Origin of the sequence: Coleofasciculus sp. G1-WW12-02 (assembly GCF_040219735.1) — a bacterium.
Classification (GTDB): Bacteria; Cyanobacteriota; Cyanobacteriia; order Cyanobacteriales; family Coleofasciculaceae; genus Coleofasciculus.
Genome location: NZ_JAVJRX010000203.1, coordinates 1 through 12,492, shown reverse-complemented (window position 1 = coordinate 12,492; position 12,492 = coordinate 1). Strand labels below are relative to the sequence as shown.

Here is a 12,492-nt window from a genome sequence, read left to right as displayed (position 1 = left end):
AAGTCATCTAACCCGCCAGCGAAAATACTGGCGATATAATTCAAAGCGGGGTACAGTGGCATTTCCTTGTAACTTTACTAACCCCATACTGTGTAATTTAAACGCCAGCACTGACTCTAACTCAACGGGTTCTTGCGCTACTAGCACCTGAGCAAATGCTGTTGCTAATTCTGGGTGCTGTTGCAAATTCCATAAATGTCGGCGTAGGTGATCCCCATAAATTCCCGCCTCTGTCGGCGCCATCTCCACCAATTCCTCTAAGGTTAACTCGCCTCTGGCAATATAATAAAGAGCCACTCGGACTAAATAGGGATGTCCACCCACCATCGTCATGAATTGCTCAACCTGATCAGTTTGCCAATTGAGTCCATGACGTTGGGCTAAATCCGTGACTTGTTCTCGACTAAATTCCGATAATTCAATCGGTAAACCCACATTAAACGGGGATTGATTGATATCCAAGGGAATATAAACTTCCGTCGAATGAACCACTACTAAACGCAATTTTGCCCACAAATCACTGTCGCTATCCCCATACCCTGCTTCTTCATACCAAGCGCGTAAGAGGGCAAAAAAGTCATCGGTTATTTTTGGATGTTGAAACACCCGATCCACTTCATCCAATCCTAATACTAACGGTGAATCGGTTTCGGATAATAAAAAATCCTCAAAATAAGCGGTACAGTTATCTTTACTGCCAAATGTATCCGTCCAATATGCCTCAACTTGATGGGGTAAACGCAGCTTGCGGGTAATTTTGGCACATAACCACTGTAAGAGTTGATTTAGATTGGTAAACACGCTTTTATCCGCATGTTGAAAGCTTAAGGGAACGGTGCGACAGCCTTGTTCTCTAGCTTGATACAAAATTCTCGCCATTAACGATGTTTTTCCCATCTGTCGCGGCGCTTTGATGCGAATCAAGGTTCCCGGTTTGAGGATTTCTTGATAACATTGGGCTTCATCGGGAACTCGTTCGACATAGAAGGCGGAAGCTAACCGAACTTGACCTTTGGGTAATTCCGGTTCAGCCACAGGTAAAGGGGGTAAGGGGTTGATCGGAGTTTGATAGCTTCTGATGTCCTCCGCTACATCGCTCGCTTCCCCAGCTTGAGTTTCCCAATCCTCACTCCCCGACAACCGTTGCAACACCGCCTGAACTATAGTTGGTGTATCAGGGGGAGCGTTCCATTCTTGATAGCCAATTCCCTGGAGATAGTTGCGTAAATCGTGGTTGAGAGGGGTATGGGGAGGACAATTCACCCGAATTGCTAAGACAACGGGTTTGGCGTTTTGACTCTCATCCCGTAACTCCTGAACCCGTCGTAACTCTTCAATCACCATTTCACTCAGAGCGGCTTGGGGAGACAAGAGCAGGATAAAATAATCACATTGCGCCAGTTGGCGATCAATCTGAGCTAATTCAGCCTGGGCTACACCAGAGGAATGGCTCGAACCCTCTCCCACCCCTGTTCTAAAGACTGGATATCCCGCTTGTGCGATCGCCTCCTCTAACTGAATCGCTAAACTCCCGTCAGGCTCTTGGTTGCGGTAACTGAGAAACACTTGCGGCTGCTGCGTCTTGGCTCGCGCGATCGCACCGTGAATCTTTTTTTTGCTCACTTTTTCCCCCAATACCTGGGAAAGCTTTTGCCATAACTTATAGCCCACATATTTTTCCACATAGTCTGGATTTTGCGGATAAATCTCCTTATAGGAGCGTCCTTCCCATGAGCCAACAAATACCTGACGTTCTAGGTCATTCAGGTGCTTTCCCGTCTTCAGATAGGTCAAGCGATCAATGAAATTCAAGGCGTCTTTATAATCCATACCCTCTTTTTTATTACTGTAGCAATTGGAAAATTTTACCTGATAATTCATGACTTTTTTAACCTATTTCTCAAGTTAGATTTTATAGTTCTGAGGTTTCATGAGGTTTTTTGTTAATTACAAAATAAAATATATCTAAATTTTTACTCCCACCAAACAATGATTTCATTTTTGTGAGGTTTTATGGTTTACATTACCCAAATTATCAACGAAACTAATAAATAGGTGTTCCCCACCGATTGATCTGTGAATCTACCAGGGTGAAGCCGCCAATCCGGGTGGTAATACCCAACTCGGATATAAATTTAGATTGTGTTACAGGGGAAGAACAATGTTTAATTTAACAGGGGTGCTAGTTCACGATTGTGTTGAACGTCTACAAGCCGGCTACCGCCAAACTTACGGCAACTGTCAACCTGATTATGCTGAAGTCATTGCTGGGGTGGCTCAAGTGGCTCTAGAACGGATTGCCCAGAGTGATGCTCTATACCACAATGTTGAACATACTATCTTAGTCGCCCTAGTCGGACAAGAAACCCTCCGAGGGAAACATATCCTGGAAGGGAGCGTTACCCCTCAAGACTGGCTCACCTTAATCGTGTCTTGGTTATGCCATGACATTGGCTATATTAAGGGGATTTGCAAAGATGACCAACCCGATCAAGGATTGTACGTGATTGGTCTAGATGATATGATGATCTCCTTACCCCGGGGCGCAACCGATGCGAGTTTGACCTCGTATCATGTTGACCGAGGAAAGCGGTTTGTGGACGAGTATTTTAGCGCTCATTCATTCATTGATTGTGCTACCGTCAAACGCAATATTGAGTTAACCCGTTTCCCAGTACCTGCTGATGAAGCTTATCAGGATACGATTAATTATCCGGGTTTGACTCGTGCGGCTGATTTGATTGGTCAACTCAGTGATCCGCGTTACTTACAAAAGATTCCAGCATTGTTTGGCGAGTTTGAAGAAAGTGGCGCGAGTAAAATTTTAGGCTATCACAATCCTGGTCAACTACGACAAAACTACCCTAATTTTTTCTGGTCAGTTGTTTTGCCCTATATTCAACCTGCTTTGCGTTACTTAGAGGTAACGGTAGCGGGTCAACAGATTATTGCCAATCTTTATGCCCATGTATTGCAAGTTGAACAGGAAAATAGAGTGAACCAAAGGGAGATTGTGATGTTTGCCTCTTAATATTTACCCCTACCAACCTCCTCTTAGTCAGGGGAGGTGTTGTAGGCGGTGGGGTAGATAAAGTGCAACTTCAGACAGCATTGGTATTAGAATTCAGATGACAGCGTTGCTGGTAAATTTGCGCCACCTGATCCGCTTGATTTTGACGCAAACAGGCTTCAAACAGTTGTAGCGCCTCTGCATAAGCCTGTTGACTATACAGGGACAATGCTAAGGCAAACTGATCTTGGTTTGCTAACTTGCCCTCTCGAACGTCTGGTAAGTCAGCATCAAAGACTTCATAGACGGTGACTAATTCAGATTTACCTTTGACTTTGACGTGATCAATCATGCGGATAGCGTAGTCAGAGGGGTTTTGTAATTCCTTGAACGTGTGGTGAGAAATTAACAGGGATACGCCATAATTTTTGGTTAAACCTTCCAGACGAGCCGCTAAATTAACGGCATCACTAATCACAGTTGTATCCATTCGGTTATATCCGCCCACTGTACCTAGCATTAACGTTCCTGTATTAATGCCCATGCCAATTTTAATCGCCCGATAATTACAGTTAGCACGATGTTGATTATATTCAACTAATTGATTTAACATAGCAATTCCAGCTTTAACTGCATCATCAGCACTACCACTAAATAGTGCCATAATGGCATCGCCAATATATTTATCAACGAATCCTTGATTTTTAATAATTATTGACTCCATTCGAGATAAATATGAATTAATAAACTTGAAATTTTCTTCGGGAGTCATGCCTTCTGAAAGAGCCGTGAAATCACGAATATCTGAAAATAAAATGGACATGTCTTTTTCTACTTGGTCGCCTAACTTAACATCGGCAATACTCTCTTTGTTTAATAACTGGAGAAATTGACCGGGAACAAAGCGAGAGAAAGCTTGATTGAGTTGATTGAGACGACAGGTAAACTTAAGTCGTTCGGCTTCTGCCCATTTGCGTTCAGTAATATCATTCAGCACGACAATGGCGTAGGTAACATTCCCTTTGTCATCAAAGATGGGTGTTCCTAATATCTCAATTGGCACTATTTTGTCGGGTTGATGAATCTCTATACCATCATGGATAGAGCTTTTCCCGTTAAGCGCTTGGATAATTGGTTCAAGATTGTGGGGATAGACTTTCTCTGCTTTGGGAGAGTAAACTGGATAAACCTCTGGGAACAGATTTGCAGAATTTTTTGGGATAATACCTTGACCAAAAAGTTTTTTGGCTGTCTGATTTGCATAGTAGGGTGTACCATGGTGATCAACGACAAAGACGCCGACGGGTATCGCTTCTAAGAATTGCGTTAGCCGACTCTCACTATCTCTTAATTGATCTTGAGCCTGTAGCCGTTGATGAATTTCTCGATAAATATGAGAATAGACAAAAACAAGAATACCTAAATCAAAAGCCAGTCCAATGGAGAAAATCCAGATTGTCGTATGGACTGTTCCTTGAGTTCGCTGCGCTCGCGCCTGAAATAGCCGCTCTTCTTCAGCTTTCATCTTACTGAAGACTTCGCGGATCTGATCCATGATCAGTTTACCTTGGTTCGTGTTGACAATCTCTAAAGCCGCGTCCAATCCTTGCTGGTTTCTTACGTTAATTGTTTGCTGAAGTTCGGTAAACTTTTCATCAATTAAAGGAACCACGATGTCTAATTTTTTTTGATGGTAAGGGTTGTCTGCTGTCAAGGCTTGTAGCTGCTTGAGATCATCTTCGACTTTATCAATGGCTTTTTTATAGGGTTCGAGATAGCGCGGTTTGCCAGTTAGGAGATAACCCCGTTGTCCCGTTTCTGCATCCGTAATTTCAGCTAAGACTTCTTCAAGTTTAGTTAATACTTTTTTGGCATGGAGTTCTTTGTGATTTGCCTCTCTCAGGCGAAATGCGCTATAATAACCACTCAAGCTAACGATAACGATAAGGCTAGAGGTTAGTCCAAATCCTACGACGATTTTTTGTTGTATCGATAATTTCATCATAAAGGGTAGAGTTTAACTGGAAAAACTCTGATTCGTGTTAAACTGTAAAATACTTATTCAGGTATAATTTATATTTGTCCGAAATTTTAAAAAATAATGATATTTTTTGACAAACTAAAATCGGTATTAATTAATTTTTTCAGAGAAAAATCATGCCAAAACTATGCTCTTATTTCTCTATGCAGAGAAATAAGTTTCGCTTTCAGGGTCTGTGAATATAACCAGCATTTTACCGATACAGTCTCTGTTTTGGCAAATGCTGGTTAAAGAAATTTATCTTCAGGAGCTTACCGAATAAAGTTCACGGTGAGGAGTGCTATTGGTCAGGGAATGGGGGACTAGAAATTCAAAATTTATCAATCAACCTAGACTTGAGAGATAATCGCACCTTTCAAAATTGCCCCACTCAGATTCGCACCATTTAGGTTTGCCTGATTTAAATTGGTATTTCTCAAGTTTGCCCCTTTCAAATTTGTATCACTGAGATTCGCACCTGTCAAATCAGCACCACTGAGATTCGCATCGGTTAAATCCGCTCCTCTCAAGTTTGCGCCTCTGAGGTCAGCATTTCTTAAGAAAACAGCGATAAGGTTGGTATCAATTAAAATGGCTTGATTTAGGTTTGTCGTATGGCAAATCGCTTCACAGAGATTCGCCCGACTCAGGTTGGCTCGACTCAAGTTAGCTCGACTCAGGTTAGCTCGACTCAGGTTGAAGTTTTGCAAATTATACTCACTGAGGTTAGAGCCACTCAGATCAACTTTGCTAAAGTTAAGTTTGAGGACATTAGCTTTACTCGGATTTTGATTGAAGTTAATATTTTGCAGTCGCCACTGATTCCAATTTTCAACACCTTGTTTGAGGACAAGTATATCGTTCGTATTTGCCATTTTGTATGACTCCTCCAATTTAAACTTGGTCTAAGTATCGTTTTGATATCAGAATTTTCTGAATGATTCAGGGGGTAACACTAAAGTTGGTTGGAGTCATAAAATTTGCTGTGATTGCTGTTGAATTAAGTGACTAACATTGAGTTTATGCTAGAAATGGGTGATTAAACAAATAGGGGTTTCATCGATCAATGTAACAAAACTTTAAGACCTTGTTCAGATTATCGGATAAGAAATGCTTGGTGAAAACATAGAGGATTATCTATGGCATAGCGATAAATTGGGGGATTGGTGATTGGAAACCCGCCCCGACTGTAGAGACGTTGCATGCAACGTCTCTGCGGAGTCAGTTTCAACATCAGGGGTGTTAAATAGTGGGTGCTACTGCGGTTTGGGTTCCCTGAGTTTCAATCGCTAGCGATCGCGCTTGGGCAGAAATTCCCATTTGTTGCCAAGCCTCAGCCATGGCGGTGGCTACGGTTGCGGCTTGCATCCGATCGACAAGCGCCAACAGAGTAGGACCTGCGCCACTAATCGTCATTCCATAAGCGCCAGCTTTTAAGGCGGCGCTTTTTACGGCTTCATACCCCGGAATCAACCCTTGTCGATAAGGTTGGTGTAACTTATCTTGGAGGGCAGTTTGTAACCAATCACGGCGTCCCGTTGTCAAGGCGCGTACCAATAACCCGAAATGGGCAATATTAAAAATAGCATCCGCCCGACTCACTTGGGTGGGGAGTACCTGTCGCGCCTCTTGGGTGGAGAGTTCAAAATTAGGAATAGCGACAACGGGGACAATTTGATCATGCCAGGGAATATCACAAATCTCCCATTCCTTGAGAACCGCATCCCCCCGCGCCGCCAGACGACAGCCACCCAACAAGGCGGGGACGACATTATCTGGATGTCCTTCCAGTGCGATCGCTAATTGCATCACTTCCGTTTGACTCAGGGGTTCCCCGGCTAACTGGTTTGCGCCAACTAATCCGCCGACAATCGCCGTGGCGGAACTTCCTAACCCTCTGGCGAGGGGGACATCTAAATCAATCTTGAGTTGGACTGGGGGAGGTGTATGACCAATATGGTCGTATAATTTCAGAAACCCTTGGTAAGCCAGATTCGTTTCATCAGTTTTCACCTGTTTTGCTTCAACACCAGACACCCGAATTCTCACCGCCCGTTCCGTTTCCCAGGGGGTATCCGAACTCAGGCGAGTAAATGTAAATCGATTGTACAGGGTCAAGGCGGCGCCAATGCAATCAAATCCGGGACCTAAGTTGGCGGTTGTCGCGGGAACGGTAACGGTTACGGGAGAATGGATAGACATTCGGGAGGAATTTAAGATGCCAAGGGGCAATCTTAGCAGATTCTCATTTGTTGGGGCAATTCATGAATTACCCCGACTAACGGCGATTAATCACCACAAAGCCTCTTGTCTTTTCTGAGGTAGAATCCATTGTTCCCATGGCTTGCCAGATTTCTTCAGCCCTGACCCAAATGGGCGGATACTTGTAGCGGGACACATCCAAAATCAGAAAGCGATCACTTTGTGGATTATAAGCCGCGATCGGCGAAATATGTCCACCGCGTTCCTGACCTATGGTTTTTCTTAAGTAGTTGACTAAGACGAAATTATTGGGGTTCTGTAAATTTTCTACCACCATCTGGCGGAATTCCGCCAGAGTCACCTCACTGGCGTGGTAAACTTCGGCGTTGAGGGGATAGGTTTCTAAGAGTTGACCCAATTGGTCTAGGGTCATTCCTTGACGAGCAATGACGGCGGCGGGGAGAATTTTTTCGGTTTGTTCATTTAAAACATTTTTTTGAGTAAAAATATGATGTTCCCCGAAGTTAGCGGTTGGGGGTGCAGGGATAGAGAGGGCGTTGAGTACCATCACCATACTGGCAACACCACAGTAAGCTAAATTATCCTGGGTTTCAAAATGAATACTTAAGGGAAAATAGTCCTGGCGAGCATTACTTTCAATCAGTAAGACTTCTCCATCCTGGGAGTTGAGGTTAATCAAATCCTGGGATAGAGGCAAAGTTTGGGGGAGAAGTTTACCTGTGGCAAAGGAAAAGCTGATAATTCCTGCGCCTAGGGGAATTCGGAATGCTTTGAGGAAATTAAGTCGATGCATATTTAGGTTAAGTTGTCCAACATTGCCAATATGCTGATATTAGTCTGCTTTGGTTGGACTTTTGTGTAGACACATACCTGAGAGCAAACGAACTGTGCTAGAGACTCCTCCGCCGGAGGAGTCTCTACTAAATTCTGATGTGTCCTAACCGTTTTGGCGGTTGCTATAATTACTGGGATGCCAGGAAACTTAACCAAATCTCAGACTAAAGCCCTGATTACAAAGCATTAAGCGTATCACACGACTACAGTTGCGAAATTCTCCGTTGTGAGAGTGGTTGTATCGAACCCAGTCAGTGTTGCCAAAGTTTGACCGCCAAACCGAATCTCGTTTCCTTGGAAGAACAAATCTCCAAATCCTAAACCGCCAGATAAACCAATCACATCACCCTGACCTAAACTGAAGTCGGTAATCATATCCTTACCTTCCCCGGCGACAATAACAAAGGTATCACTACCAATCCCACCGGTTAGCTGGTCATCCCCCGCACCACCATAGAGGAGGTCATCTCCAGAATTACCCCAGAGTTGGTCGTTATTTTGACCGCCGAGGAGGGTGTCATCATCAGCACCGCCATATAGTTTATCGTCACCTTGACCCCCTTCTAACAGGTCATCATCAGCACCACCCCAGAGTTGGTCATTACTTTGACCGCCGAGGAGAGTGTCATCATCAGCACCGCCATACAGCTTATCGTCACCTTGACCCCCATCGAGGTAGTCCTCACCTCCGCTACCTTTGAGGATATCCTGACCTTGACCCCCACTTAGGAGGTCATTATTCGCACCACCATAAAGTTGATCATCACCGTTACCACCGTCGAGGGTGTCGTTACCGGCGCCACCTTTGAGAGTATCTTGACTATTGAGTCCAGTTAGGATATCGTCGCCTGCGCCACCGACAAGCATGTCATTATTTGAAGTTCCGGTGAGAGTAACAGCAGGGGCACCGTTACCACTGATGTTACTGTCAGTCACCATCACAGTATTTCCGTCGCTGATTTCAATTCCCTGAGAATTGTTATCACTAAACGTGCTATTGGTTACGGTTAGGGTGTTGTCTCCAGAAATGTCAATGCCATCATCACCGTTATTACTCAACGTACTATCGGTTATTGTTAGCTTGTTTTCGTCATCTGCATCAATTCCATCTGCGTCGTTACCTATAATTGTACTGTTCGTTACGGTTAGATTATTTTTGTCATCCACACCTATACCATCATCGCCGTTATCGGTAATTGTGCTGTTGGTTACGGTGATTGTATTTTTGTCTTCTACGTCAATACCATCATCACCGTTATCTGTAATTATGGTGTTTTCTATTATCAGCGTGTTTTTGTCGGTCAGCGCAATGCCTTCAGCATCGTTATCTATAATCGTGCTGTTTTTTACGGTCAGGGTATTATTGTCTTCTAAGTCAATGCCATCAGCGTCGTTATCGGTAAAAGTGCTGTGATCTATGGTAACAGTGTTATTGTTTTCTAGGTCAATGCCTTCATCCCCGTTACCTGTAAACGTGCTGTAATTTACGGTAACAGTGTTATTGTTTTCTAGGTCAACGCCATCATCACCGTTACTGGTAAACGTACTGTTATTTAGGGTCAGCGTGCTATTGTTTTCTAGATCAATGCCATCATCCGCGTTATCACGGATGGTCGTATTCATTACTATTACAGTATTGTTGTCACTGAGCAGATCACTACCATCCTCGTCACCCGCATCAATCCCATCATCGCTGTTCCCATAAATCACGCTGTTGGTTATAGTTAGACTATTATCTCCTTCGAGATTAATTCCATCTAATCCGTTGGTTAAAGTGAGTCCATTAAATTCTGCGGCTACCCCAGGACTAATTGAGAATAGGTCGAAGGTTGAGTCGCCACGAAGGGTTAATTGGTTTGCACCTAGACCAACAATTGTCAGGTCATCGGTAATCCTGAGCCTTTCGGTAAGTTGAATGGTTTTTGCACCGCCACCTAAAGCAAACTGAATAGTATCGTCTCCTGCTGAGGCGTTAGCGGCGTTAATTGCTTCGCGTAAACTGGTTTGACCATTGTTAAGATTACCATCATCAATGTCACCGAGTTGATTGACGATATAAGTTGCCATAGGTGTTTATCCTTGGTTAAAACGTTGAATAGTATTTTAGGTGTTGGTTTTACTGTATTTATTGGTTTACAAATTAAATATAACTGTATAATTTTGGCGTTTGATAAAGTTGATGTGAATTTTATATAAAGGTTTCGTGAAATCAAACGGCTCACTTAGAGATCCCCGACTTCTTGAAGAAGTCGGGGATTGGGTCAAAAGGTCAGGCGTCTGGTCGAAACCATTACGGGGACAAAAAATGGGGAGACACTTGGCATCTCCCGCTTGGTTCGACTAGACTAATATGCTCCCCTATTGAAAGACTAATACATCAGACGATATATCTAGGCGGCGACAAAGATGTTGTTCATGTTATTGGCAAAGGTGCTAGCTGACTGCCAACTAACGGTAGCTAACAGGTTGCCGCCTTGGTATATTTCCGCACCATTCGCGCCATCGGCGAAACTCAGATTACTAATATCATTGACGGCTAAAGTAGTCTGACCTAACTGGAAGTTCCTAATGATATCGTATCCAGTGTCGTTGGCATCAAGGACAACGGTTTCACCACCGCCGAGCCAGATTTCGTCGATACCATTACCCCCGTTAATCAAATCATCGCCACCATTACTGTAAATCAAATCATTACCTGCGCCACCGAGAATCTCGTCGGCTTGGGCGCCGCCGTAAATGGTGTCAGCACCACCGCCACCGAGGAGGTAGTCTTGACCACCGTTACCGTAGAGAACGTCATTACCTGCGCCACCATCTAGATAATCTGCATCAGAGCTACCATAGAGACCATCATTGCCGCCGCCACCGAGGATTTCATCGCCGCCGCCGTTACCGAAAAGCAGGTCATCACCAGCACCACCATCGAGATAATCACTCAGAGAACCACCGGCGATGGTGTCATTCCCTGCATTACCTTCGAGATAATCATGACCACCGTTACCGTTGATTTGGTCATTTCCTGCTAGTCCGGCGATGACATCGTTTGCTTGAGTTCCGTTGAGTTGTTCACTCGCGTTTGTGCCAAGTTGAGTATAGTCAAAGTCTAAGTCGAGGTTGAGATTGACGGAACCTTGACTTGAGAAAAAGCCATCGACAGCAATCTGATAGGTTTGTCCGGCTTCAACTGAAAAGTTAACCCGACTCTGCAAGGATAAATAATCATCATTACTAGCTACTCCAGTTAAACTGTTCACTTCTGAACCTGTGTAAACAGCCAAGCTGGTGTCATAGTTGCTACCAAATGTATTGATTGTGACTGTACCATCCGCAGGCGCTCTCCATTCATACCAAACTGAATCAGTCAAACTAGATGAACCAAAATTTACTCCGGCATGGTTAGGTTCACCGACTTCTCCAGTTGCATTAACGTTAGTTCCTGTCGTACTAAAATCAGAACCAACTAAACGAATGCTGTCAGCAAAGTTATCATTTATAGGACTATGCATTTATTTTTCCTCTGTGAATTAATTACGATTTTTTTGGCAATGTTTTCTGGACAATTTCCAGCTTTCCGGCATTGATGAAGCCTTGCTGTGCTGGTATCCGATGGTTCAGCGCCGCCTCGTGCCTGGGAGTTTTTGCTTCGGTGTAGTCTCCGAAAAATTACAGAAACGACTGTGCTTTTTTGTTCGTTTTGCTACTTTTATCTGACCACAATTTAACTATAACCGCATTTTTTCGATGATCAATAAAGTTAAGATGAACTTTATATAAATGTTTTGTAAAGTTAAAATCATCATAAAAACCCAAAAACTCCCCCATCAGGGAGAGCTAAAATATCTACCTAAAATTTGGCATTAAACCCTATAGAGATAGAACATTTCTTTCTCTGATTGGCTGACAATTAACGCGAAGGGTTCACACCTGTGGTTAACCCTATATAGTCAGCTAATGTTTAATATTTTGTTACAATATTGACAGTTTTAGGGGGGATGAGTTGGCATGATTATATAAAGTGCTTAGCTCAAAAGTTTAGGCTTCTCTACTCATCAGTTTTATCAGTCAATGGCATTCAATGGGAGAAAAATCCGGATAGTTTGCCAACTCTTCAAGGTTGTCAGGCAATCTTTACAGAAGTTTCATTGAATCAATCTTTCGAGGGGGTGACAAATTAAAATAATTATGCTATTGAGGGTGAGAATACAAACGCTTACCGAAAAATTGGGTCTAAAGCCTCGTCCTTAAAGGACGACTTTGTGTTAAAATTCACTTAGAGGAAAGGGTATTAAACCTCTTGTAAAACCCAGAGCCGAGAGGCATCGCACCTTGAAAACTAGGCTATTCGGGTTCTGTACAGAAAGGCTTGTACAGGTAAAAAGTCTAAGCAACAAGCACGCCCAAAACA

8 protein-coding genes are annotated in these 12,492 nt (G+C 43.5%); 1 reads left to right on the top strand and 7 read right to left on the bottom strand.

The genetic code is table 11. The annotated features are described in order from the left end of the window. Nucleotides 1–3: 3 nt before the first annotated feature. On the bottom strand, nt 4–1,881 hold the full coding sequence (locus RID09_RS31845; protein ID WP_446339991.1) for an AAA-like domain-containing protein: 1,878 nt from the start codon (nt 1,879–1,881) through the stop codon (nt 4–6). A 280-nt stretch (nt 1,882–2,161) separates the two neighbouring features. Between RID09_RS31845 and RID09_RS31840 the strand changes: the two genes are divergently transcribed. Further along, on the top strand, nt 2,162–3,031 hold the full coding sequence (locus RID09_RS31840) for an Npun_R2479 family HD domain-containing metalloprotein (protein WP_446339989.1): 870 nt from the start codon (nt 2,162–2,164) through the stop codon (nt 3,029–3,031). 70 nt (nt 3,032–3,101) lie between these two features. Here RID09_RS31840 and RID09_RS31835 read toward each other — a convergent pair whose 3' ends face one another. The 6 genes from RID09_RS31835 to RID09_RS31810 form a co-directional block, all read right to left on the bottom strand. Continuing rightward, nucleotides 3,102–5,015, bottom strand: coding sequence for a CHASE3 domain-containing protein (locus tag RID09_RS31835; protein ID WP_446339987.1), 1,914 nt, complete (start codon nt 5,013–5,015; stop codon nt 3,102–3,104). Nucleotides 5,016–5,380: 365 nt separating this feature from the next. Further along, entirely contained in the window at nt 5,381–5,905 is a 525-nt protein-coding gene (locus tag RID09_RS31830; protein ID WP_446339985.1) for a pentapeptide repeat-containing protein, read from the bottom strand. A gap of 367 nt (nt 5,906–6,272) precedes the next feature. Next, nucleotides 6,273–7,232 (bottom strand): homoserine kinase, encoded by a 960-nt coding sequence (thrB, locus tag RID09_RS31825; protein WP_446339983.1) that lies wholly within the window; start codon nt 7,230–7,232, stop codon nt 6,273–6,275. A 76-nt stretch (nt 7,233–7,308) separates the two neighbouring features. Continuing rightward, on the bottom strand, nt 7,309–8,046 hold the full coding sequence (locus tag RID09_RS31820) for a phytochelatin synthase family protein (protein WP_446339981.1): 738 nt from the start codon (nt 8,044–8,046) through the stop codon (nt 7,309–7,311). A 236-nt stretch (nt 8,047–8,282) separates the two neighbouring features. Then, nucleotides 8,283–10,154 carry a right-handed parallel beta-helix repeat-containing protein gene (locus tag RID09_RS31815; RefSeq protein ID WP_446339980.1) on the bottom strand — a complete coding sequence of 624 codons (1,872 nt, stop codon included), beginning with the start codon at nt 10,152–10,154 and terminating at the stop codon, nt 8,283–8,285. Between the two features lie 323 nt (nt 10,155–10,477). After that, entirely contained in the window at nt 10,478–11,593 is a 1,116-nt protein-coding gene (locus tag RID09_RS31810) for a calcium-binding protein (protein ID WP_446339978.1), read from the bottom strand. Between the last annotated feature and the right edge of the window lie 899 nt (nt 11,594–12,492).

What these genes read in the sequence shown, in the direction of transcription:
- RID09_RS31845 (WP_446339991.1), bottom strand. Translation starts at nt 1,881, where the DNA reads ATGAATTATCAGGTAAAATTTTCCAATTGCTACAGTAATAAAAAAGAG.
- RID09_RS31840 (WP_446339989.1), top strand. Translation starts at nt 2,162, where the DNA reads ATGTTTAATTTAACAGGGGTGCTAGTTCACGATTGTGTTGAACGTCTA.
- RID09_RS31835 (WP_446339987.1), bottom strand. Translation starts at nt 5,015, where the DNA reads ATGATGAAATTATCGATACAACAAAAAATCGTCGTAGGATTTGGACTA.
- RID09_RS31830 (WP_446339985.1), bottom strand. Translation starts at nt 5,905, where the DNA reads ATGGCAAATACGAACGATATACTTGTCCTCAAACAAGGTGTTGAAAAT.
- thrB (WP_446339983.1), bottom strand. Translation starts at nt 7,232, where the DNA reads ATGTCTATCCATTCTCCCGTAACCGTTACCGTTCCCGCGACAACCGCC.
- RID09_RS31820 (WP_446339981.1), bottom strand. Translation starts at nt 8,046, where the DNA reads ATGCATCGACTTAATTTCCTCAAAGCATTCCGAATTCCCCTAGGCGCA.
- RID09_RS31815 (WP_446339980.1), bottom strand. Translation starts at nt 10,154, where the DNA reads ATGGCAACTTATATCGTCAATCAACTCGGTGACATTGATGATGGTAAT.
- RID09_RS31810 (WP_446339978.1), bottom strand. Translation starts at nt 11,593, where the DNA reads ATGCATAGTCCTATAAATGATAACTTTGCTGACAGCATTCGTTTAGTT.